The sequence below is a fragment of the Xanthomonas sp. JL1 genome (genome assembly GCF_038405005.1).
Map to the genome: position 1 here is coordinate 1 of NZ_JBBYGR010000059.1, position 22,391 is coordinate 22,391.

Genomic DNA, 22,391 nt, shown 5'->3' on the forward strand with positions numbered 1-22,391 from the left:
ACCCGCAGGCCGCGCGTTGCTTGAACACCTGGGGCCAGTGGAGCGGCCGGTTCATCTGCTGATGGATCGCGCTTACGAAGGCAATGAAACCCGCCAGTTGGCGCTCGATCTTGGCTTCGTGCCGGTGGTTCCGCCCAAGTCCAATCGGGTCGATCCTTGGGAGTACGACAAGGAAATGTACAAGCGGCGCAACGAAGTGGAGAGGCTGTTCCGTCGCTTGAAGGGCTACCGACGGATTTTCACGCGCTTCGAGAAGCTGGATGTCATGTTCCTTGGCTTCCTCAGCTTCGTTCTGGTCGTTGATGGGCTTCGGATGTGTTAACAGGCCCTAATAAACCGTAGCAAGCAGTCGCTCGGTCGGCGTGGACGGCGCACTCGGAACCGGCGCGTACAAGGGAGACGCGCCGATTCCGAGCATCGGCCGCGCTCGCCTGGCCGTGAGCGCGGGCATGTTGCCAGCTGCGCTAAAACTTCAGATGCAGGCTGGCCATGTAGCGGCGTCCACTCCTGTAGCGGCCGGTCAGATGGTCCTTGTCGCCCAGATACTGCAGGTATTGCTCGTCCAACAGGTTCTGCGCGTCGACCTGCAGCGACCAGTTCGGGCTGAACGCATAGCCGACGCTGGCGCAGAGTTCGGCGTAGTCGTCCACGCTTGCCGGAGCCGCACCGGCCACATACCCGCCCGCCAGATAGCTGTCGCGCCAGTTGTAGGTCAGCCGTGCATTGAGTGGGCCTTTTTCGTAGTACGGGCTGAAGGCGATGCTGTTGCGCGATTGATAGGGCAGGGCATCGCCGGTGTTGTTTTCGCCGGCAGCATAGGTGTAATTGGCGGTCAGGCCGAAGCCGCTGTCGCCGAACGGCTGCTGGAAGGAGATGTTGAAGCCCTTGACCTTGCCATCGCCGGCATTGCGCGGCCGCTGGATGCTGTAGTCGCAATAGCCGTCGGCGGTACAGCCATTGCTGCCCACCAGCTGCGCCCAGCTTTGCGGTGCGGTATCGCGCAGTGCGTTGTATTGGCGTTCCACGCTGGCGCTGGTGTCGATGTAGTTGTTGATCTTCTTGTAAAACAGCGACCACGCCACCACCGCTTGTTGCGCGAAGTAGTACTCGGCAGAGAGGTTGAAATTCCAGGATTCATACGGCGACAGCTCTGCATTGCCGCCGCTGCCGGTCAACGTGGTGTCGTTGAGAAAGGTGTTGTTGACCATCTGGTTGTACGGTGCCCAGGCGATGACCTTGGCCGCAGCGAAGCGGAATACCCAATCGTCGCTGGTGTCGTACGACAGCGTCAGCGAAGGCAGCAGAAAGTCTTCCTTGCGGGTACGGGTCTGCCACAGGCTATCGGCGTTGGCGAGCGAGGGCGTACCGCTGTAGACGAAGCCGCTGCCTTCAGTCTTGGAATCCACATAGCGCACGCCGAGATTGCCGCGCAGACCGCCGCCGGAAAAGTTCAGCTGCGCATAGGCCGCGTTGTTGGTCTGCTCCAGCGCCCAGCTATTGTTGAGATAGCTGGCCGGGTCGGGGGCGTTGTCGTCGATCGGACTGTTGCGGATCCAGTTCAGCACATTGTTGCGGCCCGCCTGCACATGCTGGCCGTGATCGGGATAGAAATCCTGCAGATCGGTCAGCCCGATGGTGCCGACATCGGCCAACTTGCCTGGGGTGACGCCGCCATCAACATTCAGTTCGAAGCGCTCGTCATGCTTGCCGTGGCGCACGCCGAACAGCAATTGATTGAATACCCCATCGAACTGCAGATTGAAATCCAGCTGGCCGTACGTGTCTTTGCTCTCGGTGGAAAAAATACCTTTGTTGCCGAACCAGCCGCCGGCCGAACCCCAGTTGGCTGGGTCGCGTGCCGCCGCCGGATCGTCGAAGCGGATGCCGCGGCGGGTGTCCCAGCTGAAACCGCCGTTGTAGAACGGCTCGATGAAGTATTGCGAGAGATCGTTGTTCTCGGACTTGCTCTGTCCCACCTGTCCATTTAAACCCCAAACGTCGCCGCGGAAGGCACCGCGCAAGTCCAGCCCTTTAGTGGTTACTTCCGATTCGCGTACGTTGTTGTCGTAGATCACCGTGCCGCCTAGCGGGCTGGCATTGGCATTGGCATTGGCACTGGCATTGGCATTGGCATTGGCATTGGCATTGGCATTGGCACTGGAGTGACCACTGGTGACCACCCCGTTACGGACGCCGCCGAGCTGGTCCACCGCGGCCACCGTCCCGGGATTCCAGGTGAGAAAGCTGTACATCGACTGGTTGTAGTTGTCGAAGTTTTCGTTGATGTACAGGCCGCTTAGATTGAACTCCAGCGCATCGCTGGGCGTGAGCTGCAGGTTGACCACGGCACTATCGCGCTCGCGATCCTGCTGGAACCAGGCCGCGTTGATGGAGTTCGGCACATCCGCATCGGCCGGCACGCCACCTGCGGCATTGGCGAAGGTCCTGGCCGGTACATAGCCAAAGACTTCCATGCCGCGGCGGTCCACGCGTTCTTCGTAATGCTGCGCCGACACTGCGATGCCGAAGGTCTCGGCCGCGTTCTTCCAGCTGTAGAGCAGTGCGGCGTTTGGTTTGTCCTGACTGGCTTGGTCGCTATCGCTGTAGCCGATGGACGCGGCCACTTCGTTGACCTTCAGATCCAACGGCTGTCGTGTATGCATCAGCACCGTGCCGCCCAGGCTGCCTTCGGTGAGGCGCGCTTCGGACGACTTGAGGATTTCTGCACGGCCCAGGATCTGCGGGGCCAGCAAGGTGTAATCGAAACCGCGGCTGGGCTGTTCGCCGTACAACCAGATCGCCTGTGCGAGCGGGTGCCCATCCAGGAACGACAGATTGAGGCTGGGGTCGGTGCCGTCGATACTCACGCGCTCGCCTTGCCCGAAGCGTCTGTCCAAGGTGACGCCGGGAATCTGCGAGAGCGCTTCGGCCACGTTGGTACTTGGGAATTTGCCGATGTCCTCGGCGGTGATCGCCTCGGAAATGCCGGTGTTGTTGCGTTTGGTATCGAGCGATTTTTCCAGGCTGGCACGGATGCCGACCACCTGGACGGCGTCCAGATCGGTGGCTTGCGCACCAGCGCTGTCCTGGGCTTGCGCAGCGAATGCCAGCGACATTGCAATGGCGCTGGGCAGCAGGGTCGTGCTGTATTTCATGATGTCTCTCCTCATCACGCACAGGGATGGACGGCGGGCTGCTGCTCGCCGGATGCGGGTCTTGCAGACGCGTGCTCGGGGTAGAGCGCGTAGTGGATCGCTTACGCCAGGTGAGTATGGTGTTGCAGATACCAGTTCGCCGCGCCAAGCACGCCCAGTTGCCCGTGCTCGACCAACCTGATCGGGATACGTTCGAGCACTGCGCGCATGTTGCCCTTGGCCAGAAAGCGTTCGGCGAATGTGCTGCCGGCCAGGAACTGGCCGATCGTCGGCAGGAAACCATCAGCCAGATAGATACCGCCGGCAGCGTCGCAGGCCAGCGCCATGTCGCCGACCGCGCTTCCAAGCAGGCCGCAAAAAAAGCTGCAATCATGCGCGCGCCAGCGCATCGTCTTCGTACAGCGCCGCGTGCGTCACGGCGGCGGGCAGGCGATGACGCGGTGCTGCGGCATGCAGCTCGCACACGGCGTGATCCAGATGCAGCAGACCCGGGCCGGAGAGTACGTGCTCAAGCGGCAGATAGTGCCGGCCGCGTAACAGGAGTTGCAGCAATGCGCGTTCTTGCTCACGCGTGCCGGCCAGCGCGAGCTGACCGGCTTCGGTGGCCAGCACGAGATCGCGCGCGGCGTGGCATCGATCCACACTGCTGCCCCCAAACCCGTGCCGGGGCCGACCACCAGAATCGGCCCGGTGGTGCGGGCGTGGCGCGGCGTAGGCCCGCTCAGTTGCAGCACGGCCCGTTGTTCCATCTGCGGTGCCGGGTAGGCGACTGCGTCGAAGTCGTTGACCAGGTGCACGTTGCGCACCGTGAGCGCGGCGCCGATGCGGCTTGGCGAGATCGTCCACGGCAGGGTGTTGCTGAGAGGAAGCTGCCATCGTCCAGTGCCACGCCGGCGTTGGCGATCACCACCGCATCGACAGCACGCTGTTGCTGCAGAAAGTCCCCGAGGATGGCTTCCAGACTGGCGTGTTCGGCGCAGCGATAGCTGCGGTAATGCGATAGCGCGATCGCTGCATCGCTGGCCTGCACCATATGATCTAGACGCACATGCGCGCCGCCGACATCGGCAGCGATGAAGCTGGTAGCAACCGGGACAGCGGGCGAAGCAGAGACGTCAGCGGAACGCGAAATCGCAGCCACATTCAGTCCTTCGGTCCGTCTGGTGGCCGATGCCGTCAGCGAGTACGGGCCTGTGTAGAAGTCGGTGACAACGATGTTAATGGATCAGTTGGGTTGGATCGATCTTGCTGGCGTGCTCAAGTGAAAAAATGTGCAATTTGGCGTTGTCTGTGCGGACTGCGTTGCGCAAGGCGGACAAATACGTCCAACGCACACCGTGGTCAAATACCAGGCGGGCCCGGTAAGCGCGTGCGTTGCGCTCAGCTGGCCGCCACGCGTTTTAGTCGGCTGTCGCTAACTCCCGAAACGTCAAAGCGTGCTTCAACGCACAGCAGCACCGCTGGTCGCCCCAGGCAACGTGCTGCAGGCCGCGTGGTCGGTGGGCGGCGCCTGGGTGGGGTAGCGCTGCTTGCCGAGCACATAGGTCTGGCTGGTGGAAACAAACCCATCCGCGTAGGTGGCTTCGACGAAGTACGCGCTCCAGCCGTCGTCCGGAACCTGGACCGGCACCGAGACCGTGCCGCCGTTGGCGTGTGCAATAGGCGTGGAGCTGTAGCGAATGCCGCAGGCGTAGCGAAAGTCGCGCGCTTGCGGATTGGTCGCGCTCCACAGCTGCAGCTGCGTTGGCGGCTCGGAGGAGCGGAAGCGGATCTGCGGCGCCTTGCCCGGATGCAAGGTATCGCTCACCTGCGGCAGCGGGCGCTGCTGTTGCAGCCGCGTGATAAACGGCGCCAGAGTGTCGACGATGGAGGCGCGGATGTTGTGCGCGCTGTTGGGCAGTACGCGCAGCGCCTTGATGCCCGGCAGCGCGTTGTAGAAGAACTGGGTGTTGTCCGGCAGGAAGAAATCGTCGCCGCTGGCATTGACGATGTACTTGGGTACTGCCAGCCGCTTGCGATAGGGGGTGTCCAGATAGCGCAGTGGATCCTGCAACTGCACCAGTTGCGCGAAGGCCGGCGTCTGCAGTTGCGAGGTGATGCCCTGTTTCGCGTAGGCGTCGAAGGCAATCGGCCAATTGCCGCCATAAGTACGCGACATATGCTCCAGCACTGCCGGCATGTTGAGGATGTCGATCACGAACGGCACCACCGCCTCCACACGCTGGTCGGCGATGGTGGCGTGCCAGCTGGCCCAACCGCGTTTGGAAGCGCCGGCAAGGACGAAGCGATGGATTCGCAACGGTGCCAATTCGCGCTCGGCAAGGCTCATGGTGCGTGCAATCGCAGCGGCCATCGGCACATGCAGCGGCATGGTCATACGTTGCTGCGGCGCTTTCAGAAACAGCGACCAGGTATAGGCCACGCTGTCATCTTCGCGACGTGGGTTGGCATCGCCTTGGTAGTTGAGCGCTTGGTTGGGAATATCGCTGAGCGCGATCACCACGGTGCGGGTGCGCTGCGCCAAGGCCGCCAATGCCTCGGGCGGCAGTTCGCTGGACGGCTGCGCTGTGCTGCCATCCAGCGGATGACGCGTGCCGTTGGTTGAGATCAACACAGCGCGGGTAGGCAGCGCCTCTTTCGGCACGTAGATCGCCACGTCGTGCTGCCAACGTGCCGGCGTGACCAGTCCTTCGGGCGACCAGTCTTGCGAGGTCAGCAGGTAATCGCGCCGCTCGACACCGGTAACGTTGCTGGTGCCAACGCGCGTGTAGATCAGTGGCTGTTGTTCGATGGCGTCGTGGTAACACACCAGCGCCTGGGCGAAGCCCACCTCGGGTGCACGCGCGCAGCGCTCCACCGGTGGCGCGGCAGGAACGGCTGAATCAGCGGGCGCGACGCCTGCGAAAAACATCAGGGACGTCAGCAAGGCGACGCTGCAACGGGTCATCGGGCACATGCATATTCTCCGTATGTCGGGCGGCGGCCCGCGTGTTTGCGGGCAATCGCGCGGGAAAGACGTGGCCAGCAGGCGCGTCAGCTGGGTGTGTTGGGCGCAGTGTGAGCGGAAGTGTACGTGGTATCTAGTGCTACCGAGCACCGCAGCTATCGCTGTCGCGCAGGGGCTGCGTCTTCACTGATGCTGAGTGCGATGATCGCGTGCGTCGCTTCAGCTGCGCCGAGCGTGGTGGGGTCGCGGCCAGGTTTGCGGCTCGTCTGCCGGGATCAACGCTAACTTGCGCGTGCACTGCTCTGCAGCAGGCGATCAATGCAGCGGTGGCAGTTGCATGTCACGGGCGCAACGCGTGGCGGCCGGATTCGCGTAGCGCGTGTCACTTCCAAGCGCGGCGCCCGCCATCGGCAGCCGCGCGATGTGAGCTCGTGGGCTTACTTGATCCGCCGCACCTTTGCCGGTGTGTTGTAGCCCTCGATCTGCAGATACCACACGCCGACCAGACCCGGCTTGATCTTGACCTTGGGGGCGTCCTTGCGCACACCGGACAGGCTGGCAGCATCGGTCTGCTCCCACTGCTGATCGTTCGCCAGCGTGTAGACGCTCCCCTTCGAAAAGCCCCTGAACTCGCCAACCAACGTGCTCTCGATCGGCTCCTTGCTGCCGAAGTCGAAGAAACCGCGGTTCTTGACGATCACTTCCTGGCGCCCGGCTTCCTTGGCCTGTTCGACCACCACCGCGGCCTCCTTGGCGACCTTGCCTTGCAGCCAGTCATTGAGCGCGGCCAGCTCGCTGGCATTGAGCTTGTCCAGGCCGGCGGCCTTGAATTGTTCGGCGCTCATTTGCGATTGCAGATCGCCTTGCACCGCGCGTTGCGCCAGGGCGGGGGCGGCATGCAATGCCAGGGTCAGACAGACCAGCAAGGGAATGCGGCGCACGCGCGACATGGAAGCCATCCAAGGAAGAAGACGCGGCTAGTGTAGACGCTGTTGACGCGGGCCGATGCGGCTTACTCCAGCGTGTCGGCGGTGGCTGGGGCCGGGCGTTCGGGGCGGCGGTAGATGAACTCCGGCGCCGGCGCTGCCGCCTCACGCTCGGCAGTCGCGCGTACCTGTGCATGTGCGGGCGAACGTTCGCACACCGGGTCCAGCGTGGCGGCATTGCCGCTGAGCGCCAGCGCCTGGCAGCGGCAGCCGCCCCAGTCGATCTCGCGCTTGGGGCAGCCCTGGCAGACCTCCGGCATCCACGCGGTGCCACGGAAGCGCACGAACGCCTCGCCGTTGTTCCAGATATCGGCCAGCGCGCGCTCGCGCAGATTGTCGAAGCGCATGCCCTCGATGGTTTCGGCGGCATGGCAGGGCAGCACATCCCCGCGCGGAGAAATATTGACGAAGCGCTGGCCCCAGCCGCCCATGCAGGGCTTGGGCTGGCGCGCGTAGTAATCGGGAGTGACGAAATCGATTGCCAGGCTGTCGCCGAGCTCGCGACGCGCGGTGTCCACCGCGTCGATGGTGGCCATCAGTTGCTCGCGGCTGGGCATGAGCGCAGCGCGATTACGCAGGCCCCAGCCGTAGTACTGGGTGTGCGCCACTTCGATGCGCTCGGCCTGCCATTCCAGCGCCAGCGCGATCATGCCCGGCACGCGCTCGGCGTTATGACGGTGCAGCACCGCGTTGATCGTCAGCGGCAGGCCGCGCGCGCGTACGGCTGCAGCGAAGTCGCGCTTCTTCGGCAGGCTATTGCGGTAGCCCGCGATGCGGTCGGCGCCGGCTGGATCCACGTCCTGCACGCTCAACTGCACGTGTTCCAGCCCGGCTGCCTGCAGTTGGTCCAGCATCGGCTCGCCGCCAGCGACACCGGAGGTGATCAGATTGCTGTACAGCCCCAACGTGCGCGCATGCGCCACCAGCTCGGGCAGATCCTTGCGCAGCATCGGTTCGCCACCGGAAAAATGCGCTTGCAGCACACCCATCTCGGCGGCCTGCTCCAGCAAGGAGCGCCAGCCGGCGGTGTCCATTTCTTCACGCAGCGCGGCCAGCGCAATCGGGTTGGAGCAATACGGGCACGCCAACGGGCAGCGGTGGGTCAGTTCCAGCAACACCGACAGCGGTGGCGGCGCAGTGGTCATAGCCGCAGCAGACGTTTCTGCTGCAGGGTGGCGGTGAGTTCGATCACGTCGGCTTCGATATCCGCCGCGTCCGCATCGAACTCTGCAGCCAGCTCCTGTGCGATCTGTGCCAGCGAGCGCGTGCCGTCGTAGCGTTGCGCGACCACCAATGCGATCTCGTCCAGCTCGACCACGCGTTCGGGTGCGAGCAGCACCCACTGATCACGTGTGCGGTCGTGCTGCAAGCGCACGCCTGCACGCAGGGCCGGCTGGCTATCGCGAGTAATGCTGCTCACGCTGCGACCCGGCTGGCGTCGCGGTCCGGCACGAAGGCATCCGGCCACACGATGCCTGGGGTCACGTAGGCCACATGCAATGCATCCAACTGCGCCCACAGCACCGAGCACTTGAAGTGCAGGGCTGCCTTGACCAGCGCTTGCTTTTCGACCGTATCGGCATGTTGCTTGACGTAATCCAGCGCGAAATCCGAATCGCGTGGCGCCTCGGTCAAACGATGCTCGAAATAGGCCAGCGCGTCGGACGACACGAAGTCGTAATGCTTGAGCATGCCGGCCACGCGCTGGCCGATGATGTTGGGCGCGAAGAGTTCGGTCAGCGACGAGGCGATCGCTTCGAGCAGGCTTTTTTCGCTTACGAACTGCAGATACGCCTGCACCGCAAAGCGGGTACCGGGCAGCAGCGCGCGCCCGGATTCCACCAGCGTGCGGTCCAGGCCCAGCGCGTCGGTCAGATGCAGCCAGCGCGCGATGCCGCCATCGGTGGCGCTGTTGCCGTCGTGATCGACGATGCGTTGGCGCCAGATCCGCCGCAGCGCCGGGTCTTCCATGCGCGCCAGGATCGCGGCGTCCTTCAATGGAATGCAGCGCTGGTATTCGAAGCGGTTCAAGGCCCAGGCCTGCACCTGCCCACGATCGAGCTTGCCGTGATGCAACAGCGCATGGAATGGATGCTGGTCGTGATACAGACGCGCACCGATGGCACGCAGGTCTGCTTCCAGTTGATCGGGGCTGAGCAGCGCACTCACAGAGCGATCTCCAGGCCGTCGTGGGCAACTTCCCAACCGCTGGCACGCGCGGTGGCGAACTCGGGCGACTGGGTGTTGAGCACGGGATTGGTGGTGTTGAGATGGATGAAGATTTTGCGCGCCACGTTCAACGGCGCGAATGCGGCGATCGTTCCCTCAGGGCCGTCGATGCTCATATGGCCCATGCGTTGGCCGGTTTTCTGGCTGATGCCTAGCTGCACCATTTCGTCGTCGCGCCATAGCGTGCCATCGAAGAACACCAGCTCGGCGCCGTGCAGTCGGGCGCGCAAGGCGTCGGTCATCGCCGCGCAACCGGGGATGTAATGCACGCGGTGCTGGCTATCGTCGATGGTGAGCCCAAGTGTTTCTTCTTGAGAGCCAGCCAGATCGCCGCCGCTGCGCGATTCCATGAACAACGGCACCTTGCCGGGCACAGAGAATGGGGTCAGCTGCAGCCCGCTTACTGTCAGTGGCGCGTTCAGCGTGAATGGCTGCCGGCTCACGTACTGCGGGTTCACGGCGTCGAAGATCGGATTCTGCGCGAGCAAGTCCAGCACGCGGCGGCTGGCATGCAGCGCGAACGGCTGGCTTTCGCGCATCGAGAGTAGCCCCGCGATGTGGTCGATCTCGCCGCTGGTCAGCAGCACCGCCTTGATCGGCGAATGTCGTAGTCCCTGCTGCGGCCACAGGGCAGGCGTTGCGAGAATTTGTTGGCGGAAATCGGGTGAGGCGTTGATCAGCACCCAACGCTCGCCGTCTGCGCTGACCGCGATGCTGGCCTGGGTACGACGTTGGGCACCGTCTGCTTGCTGCCACGCCCGCAGACTCGCGGGTGTATGGCAATTCCACTGCGGGTGCCCACCGCCGGCCGCCGATCCCAAAACAATGATGCGCATGGAGAGCTGTGACCTAAATCTGCCGGCAACTGCCGGTCATGCATCACACGGAAGGCGGCAAGGTGAGTATGAAACGTGCAGGATCAAAACTCGCCGGAGACGTAGCAGTTGATTTCGGCGCCACAATTGACTTCACGAACGACAGGCTTCTTCCAGGTCTTCATTCGGCTACCTCGCAGTTGGGAAAACGTCGCGGGTTGCTGGATGCAACCGGCGAAGTGGCCTGAGCATAGGCAGGCGGTTTGGCGCAGTTGTAAAGGGCATGTAAAAAAATGCGTCGGTGCCGATTTTCGTTTGCGGCGCTATTCCGCTTTCCAGGCCGAGCGGTTATGAATCAAGACGTTGCCGGGTGAACCTGGCATAAGCACCAGACCCTTCTCGCATTGCGAACGCGGTACCACCACGCGTTGTGGAGAAGGTGACGCGCACGTTACCGTAGTCATCAGCCATCTGTTGGTGCCCGCCACCGTGTCCACTGTTGTGACCAGTTCCTCATTCGATCGCCTGCAGGCTTTGTTGCAGCGCCCGGCCGTGGCCTCCATTTCCCCGGCATTGCGCGAAGCGTTGGCGCGGGCCTGGCAGGAGCTGCCGCCCGCGCAGACCGATAACGTGCCGTGGGCCCTGCTTGGCGACACCCTGGACGCACTGGCGCTGCTGGCGGCCGACGAGGCCACATTGATTGCAGCATTGCTGTTCGATCTGCCCGCGCTGCGCGGCGCGGTGACCGACCTGCCGTGGCAGCCGGCGGAGCGGCGGGTGGCAGTGGAAGGATTGCTGGATGGCCTGGATGCAGCCGATCAGGTCTGGGCGCTGCATGCCGGGCGCGAGGCCGGGCGCAACAGCGAAGGGTTGCGGCGACTGCTGCTTTCCATCATCCACGACCTGCGCGTGGTGCCGATCCTGTTGGCGCGGCAGCTGTCGCGCATGCGTGTGGCCGACCGTCTCAGTAAAGAACAGCGCCATGCACTGGCCCAACTCACGCGCGACATCCACGCGCCGCTGGCGAACCGGCTGGGCATCTGGCAGGTGAAGTGGGAGCTGGAAGATCTGGCGTTCCGGCATCTGGAGCCTGACACCTATCGCCGCATCGCCCGCGAAGTGGACGAAACCCGCGTGGCGCGCGAGCGCTATCTGGAAGCGGTCAAGCGCACCTTGTCGGCGGCGCTCGCCCAGCAGGGCCTGCGCGCAGACGTCAGCGGGCGGCCCAAACACATCTACAGCATCTGGCGGAAGATGCAGAAGAAGCGGCTGTCGTTCGATCAGCTATACGACATCCGCGCGGTGCGGGTGATGGTCGACGATGTGGCGGCCTGTTACGCCGCGCTGGGCGCTGTGCATTCATTGTGGGCGCCGGTGCCGAGCGAGTTCGACGATTACATCGCCCGGCCCAAGGCCAACGATTATCGCTCGCTGCATACCGCGGTGGTCGGCCCGGAAGGGCGCACGATCGAAATCCAGATCCGCACCCATGAGATGCACGCCCAGGCCGAACTCGGCGTGGCTGCGCACTGGAAATACAAGGAAGGCGGCAAGGGCGGCGAAAAGGCCTTCGACCGCAAGATTCTGTGGATGCGCCAGCTGCTGGAACAGGTGCAGGAAGGCGAGCACGGCGAACTGGCCGGCGCGCTGGATGCCGAGCTGATCGAAGACCGCGTGTATGCGCTGACCCCCAAGGGCGAGGTGATCGATCTGCCGCAAGGCGCAACGCCGCTGGATTTTGCGTACCACGTGCACACCATGGTCGGGCATCGCTGCCGCGGCGCGCGCGTCAACGACCGCATCGTGCCGCTGACCTACCGGCTGCGCAGCGGCGACCGTGTGGAGATCATGACCGCGAAGGAAGCGGACCCGCGCCGCGACTGGTTGCTGGCCTCCAACGGTTTTCTGGCCAGCGGGCGTTCGCGCGACAAGGTGCGTGCGTGGTTCCACAAGCTGGACCGCGCGCGCAACGTGCAGGCCGGCAAGGATTTGCTCGATCGCGAGCTCAAACGCCTGGGCCTCCAGCATGCGGATCTGAGCGTGGCCACGCGCAAATTCCACGCCGACACCATCGACGATTTGTATATCCAGGTGGCATTGGGCGATACCGGGCCGAATCAGGTCAGCCGCGCATTACTGGAAGCCGAGCGTGCCGCCTCGCAGCCGGCGGTACCGGCGCCCCCGCGGCCGACTGCGCGTCGCGAGGGGTTGGGCAAATCCAAATTCACCGTGGAGGGCGTGGGCAACCTGCTGGTGCAGCTGGCGCGGTGTTGCCAACCCGTGGCGGGCGAGCCGATTGCCGGTTACCTCACCCGCGGCCGCGGCATCACCGTGCATCGCACCGATTGCGCGGCATTGGCGCGCTTGGCCGCCGCCCACCCGCAGCGGGTCTTGCCGGTGGAGTGGGGCAAGGCCGGCACCGGCTACGAGGTCGATGTGCAGGTGCGCGCGGTGGACCGCCGCTGGCTGCTCAAGGACATCACCAACCTGATCGCCCAGGAAGACGCGCACGTGCTGGAAATCAATAGCGACAACGTGCGCGACACGGGCAGGGCGCAGCTGCGCTTGCGCCTGAAGGTGAGCGATTACGACCAGCTGTCCGGACTGCTTGGCAAGCTGGACGCGCTGCCCGGAGTGAGCGAGGTACGGCGGCTAGGCTGAGCGCGCCGAAAATTTTGCTGGCGCCCATCGATTGGAAACAAACAGCACGCAAGGGACGTGAGTTGTGCTTGCCTGCCGAATCCCGAATCCCGAATCCCGAATCCCGAAGAGCCCACACCGCCTTCGCAACCCACACCGCTACCATAAGGCGGTGAACGCCCCCCCGTCAGGTCGCGCCAAGGATGGACGCCACCGCATGTCTCTGCTCCCGCGCTGGGTCAGATCGCCCCGTCTCTGGGTGCCACTGCGCAGTCGTGCGCTCTGGCGCGTGGTACTGGCCTTGTGCGCCTGCCTGTTGCTGACCGTGGTCGTGCTGCGCAAGCCGCTGGCCGATTGGCTGTGGCCGGACACGCGCATCCAGCAATTGCTGCAGCGGGGCGATGCCGCATTGGCCCGCGGCCAGCTTAGCGCTGCCCATGGCAGCGGTGCGCGCGAATTGTTCGCCGCCGCGCTTGCGTTGGATAGCGACCGTGGGGAAGCCCGTGCCGGGCTGGCGCGGACCGGCGCTGCCGCAGTGGTGCAGGCGCGTGCGGCAATCGCGGCCGGCGATGTCGCAGCAGCGCAACGCAGGCTGGCGCTGGCCACCGCCCTGGAAGCGCCGCAGGCACAGATCGCCCCAGTGGCCGCGCGGCTGCACGCGCTGCAGGCGCGCCGGGTCGGGCTGGATGCCTTATTGGCGCAGGCGGCGATGGCCCAGCAGCAAGGTCGCCTGGACGGCACGCCCGACAGCGCGTTGCCGCTGTACCAGCGCATCCTGGCCCTGGCGCCCGATCGCACCGACGCCCTGGAAGGTCGCGAAGACGCCTTGACCGATCTGTTGGCGCAGGCACGCCACGCATTGGCGCGCGATGCGCTCGGTGAGGCGTCGGCGTTGCTGGCCGCAGCCAAGCGTTACGACGCCGGGCATGTCGACATGCCGCTGACCGAAGGCCAGTACCACCGCGTGCTGGAACAACGCCGCCAACGTGCACAGGCCTTGCTACGCCGTGGCCGCCTGGCTCCGGCTGCGCGCGATTTCAACGCGGTGCTGGTGGCCGAGCCGGACGATGCAATCGCCCAGCGAGGCCTCGATCAGGTGGCGGACGAGTACGCCGCACAAGCTAGCCGGCAAGCGGCGGATTTTCACTTCGACGATGCGCTGCAATCAGTCCGTCAGGCGCAGCTGCTGGTGCCGGGCGCTACATCCATTGTGCAGGCCGAGCAGGCGATTGCGCGCGCGCGAGACGCCCAGCGCGGCCCAACCGCGGGCCTGTCGCGCGGCACCCGCGAGCGCCGTCTGCGGGCATTGCTGCAGCGCGTTGCCGATGCCCAAGCGCAGCAACACTGGATGACCCCGCCTGGCGTCAGCGCCTACGACGCGGTACGCGCCGCGCAGGCGCTGGCACCGCGCGATCCGCGCGTGCTGCAGGCTGCGGCGCGCGTGGTGCCGGCAAGCCAGCGTTGTTTCGAGGACGAACTGCGCAACAATCGCCTGCGTGCCGCGCGTGGGTGTCTCGATGCCTGGCAGGCACTGACACCCAATGCCGATGCCCTGGCCGGCGCGCGTCGCCGCCTTGCACAACGCTGGGTTGCGGTCGGAAGCGAACGGCTGGGCCAGGAGGACGCCGCATTCGCCCGCCGTGCGCAGGACGAAGCGCACCAACTGGATCCCGAACTGCCGGAATTGGCGGAGTTCACGCGACGGGTCAAGGCCGTCGCCGAGCAGCGTTGAGTGGTTGCTGGCGGTGTCGGCAACTTCGGAGCTTGCCGAACCTGTAACTCAAACGAGGCTTCAAAGCCCCTATCCGATGACATCGCAAGCGCCGGAACTGCGGGGCGAGCGCACGCGCGACACGCTGTGTCGCCTCTAAAACAAAAGCGCAGTGAATCTGCTAAGCGCACTCCTTCCCCCACCGGGAGAAGGTGCCCTGAAGGGGCGGATGAGGGTGCGTGCGAAGCCTGGCGATCGGTCTCCATGCCGATGGATGAATGATCAGTCAGGCGGCGCATTGTGCGGTGGTGCGGCGCACAGGCTCCGTCCACCCTCCGCACACAACCACCTGCTCACTCCGCAATAAACAACGCCCGCACCGTCGCGCGCGCTGCATCCAGCGAAAAATACTCGGCCACGTTGCGCAAGCCGTTATCGGCCAGACGCTGCCACAGCGCTGCGTCCTGATACAGACGCACGATCGCAGCGGCGAACGCGTTTGCATCGTCGGCCACGCACACATCCTCGCCATCGCGCAGGTGCATGCCTTCCACCGCGCAGGTGGTGCCCACCACCGGCTGGCCGTGCGCCATGCTCAGATTGATCTTGCCTTTGACGCCCGCGCCAAAACGCAGCGGTGCCACCGCGATACGTGCGTTGTCCATGAACGGAACCAGATCCGGAACGTGACCGTGCAGCTGCACGCCGGTGCACTCGTCGGCCAACAATTTCAAGGCGTCAGGCAGGTCGGCACCGATACAATGAAACACCACATCGGGCAGCTGTGCACGGACCTGCGGAAAGATGGCGCTGATGAACCACTGCACCGCATCCACATTCGGCGGATGACGAAAGCCCCCGACGAACACCAGGTCGCGGCGTTGCGCGAAGCTGTGGCCACTGCCGGCGACGTCATGCAGGTTGGAAAGCAGGGCCGTGCGAATGTGCGGCGCATCTGTGCGCAGTTGCGCCTGTTCTGCGGCCGACACCAGCAAGGTGACATCGGTGGCCGCCATGATCTCGAGCTCGCGCAGGCGGGTGCGTTCTGCGCCATGCAGCAGATTGGCATCGCCAGCCACCTCGGCACCGCGGCGTTCGCGCAGGTAATGCAGGTCGACGGTATCGAACAAGGTGCGCGCCTGTGGCGCGTATTGCTTGAGCAACGGCAGACAGGCATGTGCGACGTGGTGGCGTACCAGTAGCACCACCGCAAACCGCGCACCGTGCGTGCGCAGCCAGCTGCCGACGCCTTCGAGAAACGGTGCGTACCAGACTTCGGCGCCGAGTTGCTGTAATGCCTGCGTATGGCGCCCGGCATGTTCGCGGCGGGTCGGCACGAAGACAACGTGGGCGCCTTCTTCGCGCAGCAGGCGGATCAGGTTGAACTGCCGCAGCGAGCCGGAATCGCGGTCCGGCTGCGGTACGCACTCGTCCAGGATCAATACCTGGCGCTGGCCGCGGTGCAGCAGTGCAGGCCCGGGCACGGTGCCCACCGGCAACTGCGCTTTAAGCGCCTGCTGCCACTTTTCGGCAAAGACGTTTTGATTGCGCACCTGATAGGCCTTCACCCCGGTGCGCGTATCGGTGCCGTTGCTGGTGCCCTCGTCATGCACCACCACGCTGGCCGGCTGCACCAGCACTTGGTAACCCGCTGCACGGACCGCAAACGCCAGATCGGTGTCTTCGTAGTACGCCGGCATGTAACGCCGATCCAGCCCGCCCAGCGTCTGCAACAGCGTGCGTGGCAGCGCGATGGCCGCGCCCGAGCAGTAATCCATCGCCCGCACATATGCATAGCGCGGGTCGTCGGACGATTCGAAGCGGCCGTAACTCCAGGCGCTGCCATCGCCGAACACCACGCCGCCGGATTCCTGCAGCCGCCCGTCCGGGTAGACCAGTTGCGCGCCGATCAGGCCGGCGCTTGGATGCTGGGCAAAGGTGTCGATCAACCGATCCAGCCAGCCGGGCTGCGGAATGGTGTCGTTGTTGAGCAGCACCACGAAATCGCCACGCGCCAGCGCAATGCCGTCATTGCAGGCGGCAATGAAGCCACCGTTGCTCGCACGCAGGTGATAGTGCAGGCCGGCAACTTGCGGCAATTGTTCGGCGGTGGCGTCGCTGCTGCCGTCGTCCACAACGATGATTTCCACATCCACCAGCGGCGGATGCGCCGCCAGCGAGCGCAGGCAAGCCAAGGTATGTGCGATGTGGTTGTAGACCGGAATCACCACCGACACCCGCGGCGCGGCGCTGTGCGGCAGCGCAAATGCGGCGAACGGGGCGGGTTGCGGCAGCCACAACGGCGTGCCGAGCGCGACCGGCGGCGCCTGCGTGTGGACGCGAATACGCTGCCAGGTGGCGCGCCAGCCGCGCGTGCGCATGCTGGCCATGCTGCGGTGGATCAGGCCAAGGATGCGATTGAACAGATAGCGCGCATCGGCCAAAGACATCGACATTGCGTTGGAACTCCAGCGTGGTATGGCAGTGAAACGTGGCGAGCAGAGCGCGGGGGCGAGGCAATTGGTGCGTCTGCCAACGCAGTGTACGAGCCGTGCCCGCTGCTGCCGAGAACACGTCGCTCCCAGCGAAGCGGCGTTGGTCGTTTTGTTAGCGGCTCTTAACGGTCGACGGGTGCGGTGGGTCACAGCCATGACAGCGCTGCGCTAGACTCGCCGGACTCTACATCCTCGCATTCCTGTGCCCCGACGCCACGACAACGACGCTCCCGACGATTTCGAGGACGATACCAACGCGCAAGGCTCCCGCTGGCAACGCAGACTCATCGTCTGGGGATTTGCCGCGTTCGCGCTGGCGCTCGGTTTCCTGATTCCCTATACGGTATATCTGAACAAGCAGGTCACCCAGCGCTTCGGCGAGTTGCGTTGGCAGATCCCGACCCGCGTGTACGGGCGGCCATTGGTGCTGGTGCCCGGCATCGCGCTGGATGCGGCCACGCTGAAGACCGAGCTGGATGCGGCGTCGTACAGTGACGACGGTCAGGCGAAGCTGCCTGGCACCTATCAGCAGGACGGCAGCCGCTTCACCATCGCCAGCCGCGGCTATATCGATGTGGATGGGCATGTGCCGGCGCGCCGTATCGACGTCAGCCTGGCGGGCGGGCGCGTGGCCACGCTGCGCGACGCCGGCGACCGCAAAGCGCTCGAAAGCGCACGCCTGGACCCGGCGCGCATTGCCACCCTGTACGGCCAAAAGCAGGAAGAACGCCGCCTGGTGCGCATGGAAGAAGTGCCCGAGCTGCTGGTCACCGGCCTGCAGGCGGTGGAAGATCGCGACTTCAACAGCCACCACGGCATCGATCTGAGTGGCATGGTGCGCGCGGCCTGGATCATGGCGCGCTCCGGCGGCCAGGTTCGCCAGGGTGCCAGCACGCTGACCCAGCAGTTGGCCCGCAGCGGCCTGCTCGGCATCGGCAAGGAACAGACGCTGACGCGCAAGTTCAACGAGATCCTGTACGCGGTGATCATGGAGGCGCGTTACGACAAGCGCACCATCCTGGAGGCCTATCTCAACCAGGTGTATCTGGGCCAGCGCGGCGGGCAGGCGATCCACGGTGTGTCGTCGGGCGCCGAGCTGTGGTTCGGCCGCGAACTCAATTCGATGACCACCGAGCAGATCGCGTTGTTGATCGGGCTGGTCAAGGGGCCGTCGTACTACGACCCGCGGCGCAACCCGGAGCGCGCGCTGGACCGGCGCAATTTCGTGCTCGGCAAGCTGCACGAAAACAACCTGATCAACGACGCCGAGTACAAGCGCGCGCTGGCCGCGCCGCTGGGCGTGCCCACCGAGCCCGGCCTGGTCGCAGCCAATCGTTTCCCCGCCTATGTGGACTTGGTGCGGCGCCAGCTGGCGCACGATTACCCGGAAGGCGTCCTGCAGGGCGCCGGCATGAGCGTGCTCACGGGCATGTCGCCGTCTGCGCAGGCGTATGCCGAAGGGGCGGTCACCGGCACCATCAAGCGGCTGGACAACAAGAAGCGCCCGCCGCTGCAGGCCGGGCTGGTGCTCACCGACGTGCACAACGGCGATGTGCTGGCGGTGGTCGGCAGCCGCGAGGTGGCCAAGCCGGGCTTCAATCGTGCGGTGGAAGCGCAGCGGCAGGTGGGCTCGTTGCTCAAGCCGTTCGTGTACATGCTGGCGCTGGCCTCGCCGGACCGCTGGGCGCTGTCCAGCTGGGTCGACGACTCGCCGGTCACCGTGCAGCTCAGCCGCGGCAGGACCTGGTCGCCCGGCAATTCCGACAACCGCAGCCACGGCACTGTGCGTCTGGTCGATGCGCTGGCGCATTCCTACAACCAGGCCACGGTGCGGGTGGGCATGCAGGTCGGCGCAGACCGCATCGCGCAACTGATCCAGGTCTTGGCCGGCATCAAGGCCGAGCCCAATCCGGCCTTGATCCTGGGCACGACCGACCAGAGCCCGTATGGCATGGCGCAGCTTTACCAGTTCCTGGCGGCCGGCGGCGAGATCCAGCCGCTGCACGCGGTGCGCGGTGTGCTCGATCCGCAGGGCAAGCTGCTCAAGCGCTACGACAAGACCCCGGCACCGGCGCAGGAAGGCGATTCGGTGGCTGCCAACCTGATCAGCATCGGTCTGCAGCAGGTAGTCAGCAACGGTACCGCGCGCCAGCTGCTGGGCGATGGCCTGGGTCGCTTGTCGTCGGCCGGCAAGACCGGTACCTCCAACGATGGTCGCGACAGTTGGTATGCCGGCTATACCGGCGACCACCTGGCGGTGATCTGGATGGGCAACGACCAGAACGCCGAGACCGGCCTGTATGGCGCCACCGGCGCGATGCGGGTGTGGTCGAGCATCTTCGCCCGCCTGCCGAGTGCGCCATTGAAGGTCAGCGGCAGAGGCCTGGATTGGCAGTGGGTGGACGCCAGCGGTACCGGCGTGACCGACCCCGGTTGCCCGGGCGCGCGCCAGTTCCCGTTCGTGGTCGGCTTCACGCCGGCCTACGCCCCGTGTGCCGGCAATGCACCATCGATCGAAGCTGCGCCCGGCGAAGCGGCCGCACCCGCCGAACAATCCAGCGGCGGTGGCTGGCGCCGCTTCTTCGGTCTGGAAAAGAAGCCCGAACAACCCGCCCCGGCGCCTGCCACGGCCCCACCGGCGCATTGATTTGGAGTCACCCATGAACCGAATGCACCGTTTGCTGGTCATGATCGCCGTATCGGCCGCAGTCACCGCCTGCGTCACCGCACCGCCCGCACCGCCACCGACGCCGGTGGACCCGACGACCCCGACCCAGCGGCTGTTGCTGATCGAACGCGACGCTGGCGTGGACGACACCGAGCTGTCGGTGCAGCCGCTGCGCGACCCGCAGGTCGATGATTTGCGCGACACCTCAAAGAGCAAGCGTCAGGCCGGCGATCTGGCCGGCGCCGCCGCGGCGCTGGATCAGGCGCTGGGCCTGGTGTCGGGCGACCCGGCGATTCTGCAGGAACGCGCAGAAGTGTCCGTGCTGCAGGCCGACTGGCCGGCCGCCGAGCGCTTCGCCAAGCAGGCGATCGCGCTTGGCTCCAAGACCGGTCCGCTGTGCCGTCGCCACTGGGCCACCATCGAGCAGTCGCGGCTGGCGCGAGGCGAGAAGGAGAATGCTGCCTCGGCCAGGGCGCAGATCGCTGGCTGCACGGTGCCGGGCCTGAAGCGGTACTGAGATCTGCCACTCGGCGGGGCGTACCGCCTGACGACAGACCACCGGTCGCTGACGGAATCGCGTCTGGCGTGAAGCGGGTGTTGGGCATGCAGTGCGGGCAGCGTGCCTGCGCCTGGCTGCACTCCGTCACGTACACCCAGCCGCATCACTGCGCACGCGCTAGGCTGTCGCGCTTCCTCTGCGCTTTCCGTTTGGTCTCATGTCCCAACTTGCCACTGTCAGCATCGAAGCGCTCAGCGAGGGTGGGGCGCTTGCGCGTCAGCTCGACGCCTTCGCGCCACGTGCTGCGCAGTTGCGCCTGACCGGAGCGATTGCCGAGGCATTCGAGCAGCGCGATGTGTTGCTGGCAGAGGCCGGCACCGGCACCGGCAAGACCTACGCCTATCTGGTGCCGGCGCTGCTGTCCGGGCTCAAGACCATCGTTTCCACCGGCACGCGCGCGCTGCAGGATCAGCTGTTCCATCGCGATCTGCCGCGCGTGCGCGCCGCGCTGGGCGTGGGCCTGCGTAGCGCGTTGCTGAAGGGCCGCGCCAACTATCTGTGCAAGTACCGCACCCAGCAGGCGCGCGGTGAGCCGCGCTTTGCCACGCCCGAACAGGTCTCGCAGTTCCAGCGCATCGTGGCCTGGAGCGGGCGCACCCAGTCCGGCGACATGGCCGAACTCGAAGCCTTGCCCGACGACTCGCCGCTGCTGCCGATGGTGACCTCCACCGTCGACAACTGCCTGGGCACCGAATGCCCGTTCTATAGCGAGTGCTTCGTGGTGCAAGCGCGCCAGCGTGCGCAAGCGGCCGATCTGGTGGTGGTCAATCACCATCTGCTGCTGGCCGATCTGGCGCTCAAGCAGGAAGGCTTCGGCGAAATCCTGCCTGGCGCGCAGGCCTTCGTCATCGACGAAGCGCATCAATTGCCGGAGCTGGCGGCCAATTTCTTCGGCGAAAGTTTCGGCATGCGGCCGTGGCAGGAGCTGGCGCGCGACTGCATGGTCGAAGCGCGCCTGGTGGCCGGCGCGCAAGCCAGCCTGCAGGCGCCGATCCTGGCTCTGGACGACGCCTTGCGCAGCCTGCGCGCCGGCATGGAGGGGTTGCCGGCGCGTGGCACGCAATGGCGTGCGCTGGCCAAGCCGCAGGTGCGCGAAGGGTTCGACGCGGTGCTGTCGTCATTGGCACGGTTGGGCCAATCCCTGCTGCCTTTGCGTGAGGCCTCGCCTGGCTTCGATGGCTGCACCGCACGTGCGCAAGAAGCCTTGAATCGCCTGTCGCGCTGGTTGGGCGAAGACGTGTCAGTAGCTGATTTCGCGCAGGATCCGCCAGAAGAGACCGTCGACAACGATGTGCTCTGGTACGAACTCAGCCCGCGCGGCTTCCGCTGCCAGCGCACGCCGCTGGATGTATCCGGCCCGTTGCGCGAGCATCGCGAAAAATCGCATGCAGCCTGGGTATTCACCTCGGCCACGCTGGCGGTGGGCGGCGAGTTCGACCACATTGCGCAGCGTCTGGGTTTGAATGATCCGGTGACCTTGCTGCAACCCAGCCCGTTCGATTGGGCGCGTCAGGCCTTGTGCTATCTGCCGCCGAACCTGCCCGATCCGGCCGCACGCGGGTTTGGCACTGCGCTGATCGGTGCGTTGACGCCGGTGCTGGAAGCCTCCAAAGGCCGTGCGTTTCTATTGTTCGCCTCGCACCGCGCGCTGCGCGAAGCGGCCGAAGCCTTGCGCGGTGCGCCGTGGCCGTTATTCGTGCAGGGTGAGGCGCCGCGCGCGACCTTGCTACAGCGCTTCCGCGATTCCGGTAACGGTGTGCTGCTGGGCTCGGCCAGTTTCCGCGAGGGCGTGGACGTGGTCGGCGATGCCTTGAGCGTGGTGGTGATCGACAAGCTGCCGTTCGCCGCGCCCGACGACCCGGTGTTCGAAGCGCGCCTGGATGCGATTCGCCGCGAGGGCGGCAACCCGTTCCGCGACGAGCAGCTGCCGCAGGCGGTGATCGCGCTCAAGCAGGGCGTGGGTCGACTCATTCGCAGCGAAACCGACCGTGGCGTGCTGGTGCTGTGCGACCCGCGGCTGGTCAACAAAAGCTATGGACGCACCTTCATGAAATCGCTGCCGCCATTTGCGCGCACCCACGCCATAGCCGATGTGCAAGCGTTTTTTGGTGTTGCAGAGGCGGTGGGCGACAATGGCGTACTCGCGTTGCCGTTCGGCGATGATCGATCTTCTTATTCTTTCTGAC

The 22,391-nt window shown here is 65.3% G+C and carries 15 protein-coding genes and 1 pseudogene; 6 read left to right on the forward strand and 10 right to left on the reverse strand.

The window, feature by feature from the left end; translation table 11 throughout:
* A partial coding sequence (locus WJW29_RS13990) for an IS5/IS1182 family transposase (RefSeq protein ID WP_075242545.1) occupies positions 1-322 on the forward strand: 322 nt, incomplete at its 5' end.
* 142 nt (positions 323-464) lie between these two features.
* Here WJW29_RS13990 and WJW29_RS13995 read toward each other — a convergent pair.
* The 9 genes and pseudogenes from WJW29_RS13995 to pqqA form a co-directional block, all read right to left on the reverse strand.
* Positions 465-3,155 (reverse strand): TonB-dependent receptor, encoded by a 2,691-nt coding sequence (locus WJW29_RS13995; protein WP_113114244.1) that lies wholly within the window; start codon positions 3,153-3,155, stop codon positions 465-467.
* Between the two features lie 101 nt (positions 3,156-3,256).
* A pseudogene (locus WJW29_RS14000) lies at positions 3,257-4,296 on the reverse strand (glucokinase family protein).
* A 300-nt stretch (positions 4,297-4,596) separates the two neighbouring features.
* Complete coding sequence (locus tag WJW29_RS14005; protein ID WP_041182063.1) at positions 4,597-6,111, reverse strand: PhoPQ-activated protein PqaA family protein; 1,515 nt, start codon at positions 6,109-6,111, stop codon at positions 4,597-4,599.
* Positions 6,112-6,539: 428 nt separating this feature from the next.
* Positions 6,540-7,052: a hypothetical protein gene (locus WJW29_RS14010; protein ID WP_011408171.1), complete on the reverse strand. Its 513-nt coding sequence runs from the start codon at positions 7,050-7,052 to the stop codon at positions 6,540-6,542.
* Positions 7,053-7,114: 62 nt separating this feature from the next.
* Positions 7,115-8,233: a pyrroloquinoline quinone biosynthesis protein PqqE gene (pqqE, locus tag WJW29_RS14015; protein ID WP_011408172.1), complete on the reverse strand. Its 1,119-nt coding sequence runs from the start codon at positions 8,231-8,233 to the stop codon at positions 7,115-7,117.
* The gene (gene pqqD / locus WJW29_RS14020) at positions 8,230-8,508 is read right to left on the reverse strand and encodes a pyrroloquinoline quinone biosynthesis peptide chaperone PqqD (RefSeq protein ID WP_011408173.1); all 279 of its coding nucleotides are present in this window, start codon (positions 8,506-8,508) and stop codon (positions 8,230-8,232) included. Before pqqD ends, pqqE begins: the two co-directional genes overlap by 4 nt.
* Positions 8,505-9,257, reverse strand: coding sequence for a pyrroloquinoline-quinone synthase PqqC (gene pqqC / locus WJW29_RS14025; protein ID WP_041182064.1), 753 nt, complete (start codon positions 9,255-9,257; stop codon positions 8,505-8,507). Before pqqC ends, pqqD begins: the two co-directional genes overlap by 4 nt.
* Positions 9,254-10,153 (reverse strand): pyrroloquinoline quinone biosynthesis protein PqqB, encoded by a 900-nt coding sequence (pqqB, locus tag WJW29_RS14030; RefSeq protein ID WP_011258497.1) that lies wholly within the window; start codon positions 10,151-10,153, stop codon positions 9,254-9,256. The genes pqqC and pqqB overlap by 4 nt, the downstream gene beginning before the upstream one ends.
* A gap of 83 nt (positions 10,154-10,236) precedes the next feature.
* On the reverse strand, positions 10,237-10,317 hold the full coding sequence (gene pqqA, locus WJW29_RS14035; protein WP_002812057.1) for a pyrroloquinoline quinone precursor peptide PqqA: 81 nt from the start codon (positions 10,315-10,317) through the stop codon (positions 10,237-10,239).
* Between the two features lie 289 nt (positions 10,318-10,606).
* On the opposite strand from pqqA, the gene WJW29_RS14040 reads away from it, so the two are divergent.
* Both WJW29_RS14040 and WJW29_RS14045 read left to right on the forward strand, forming a co-directional pair.
* Positions 10,607-12,793 carry a bifunctional (p)ppGpp synthetase/guanosine-3',5'-bis(diphosphate) 3'-pyrophosphohydrolase gene (locus tag WJW29_RS14040; protein ID WP_012445331.1) on the forward strand — a complete coding sequence of 729 codons (2,187 nt, stop codon included), beginning with the start codon at positions 10,607-10,609 and terminating at the stop codon, positions 12,791-12,793.
* A 268-nt stretch (positions 12,794-13,061) separates the two neighbouring features.
* A complete protein-coding gene (locus WJW29_RS14045) occupies positions 13,062-14,504 on the forward strand; it encodes a hypothetical protein (protein ID WP_027703398.1) in 1,443 nt (480 codons plus the stop codon).
* Positions 14,505-14,836: 332 nt separating this feature from the next.
* Here WJW29_RS14045 and WJW29_RS14050 read toward each other — a convergent pair whose 3' ends face one another.
* The gene (locus WJW29_RS14050; RefSeq protein WP_011408177.1) at positions 14,837-16,939 is read right to left on the reverse strand and encodes a glycosyltransferase; all 2,103 of its coding nucleotides are present in this window, start codon (positions 16,937-16,939) and stop codon (positions 14,837-14,839) included.
* A 241-nt stretch (positions 16,940-17,180) separates the two neighbouring features.
* Here WJW29_RS14050 and mrcB point away from each other — a divergent pair, with 241 nt between their 5' ends.
* The 3 genes from mrcB to WJW29_RS14065 all read left to right on the forward strand — a co-directional run bounded on the left by mrcB (position 17,181) and on the right by WJW29_RS14065 (position 22,390).
* Entirely contained in the window at positions 17,181-19,625 is a 2,445-nt protein-coding gene (gene mrcB / locus WJW29_RS14055) for a penicillin-binding protein 1B (protein WP_011258501.1), read from the forward strand.
* A gap of 13 nt (positions 19,626-19,638) precedes the next feature.
* Positions 19,639-20,163: a hypothetical protein gene (locus WJW29_RS14060; RefSeq protein WP_011408178.1), complete on the forward strand. Its 525-nt coding sequence runs from the start codon at positions 19,639-19,641 to the stop codon at positions 20,161-20,163.
* Between the two features lie 199 nt (positions 20,164-20,362).
* On the forward strand, positions 20,363-22,390 hold the full coding sequence (locus WJW29_RS14065) for an ATP-dependent DNA helicase (protein ID WP_011258503.1): 2,028 nt from the start codon (positions 20,363-20,365) through the stop codon (positions 22,388-22,390).
* Position 22,391 lies beyond the last annotated feature (1 nt).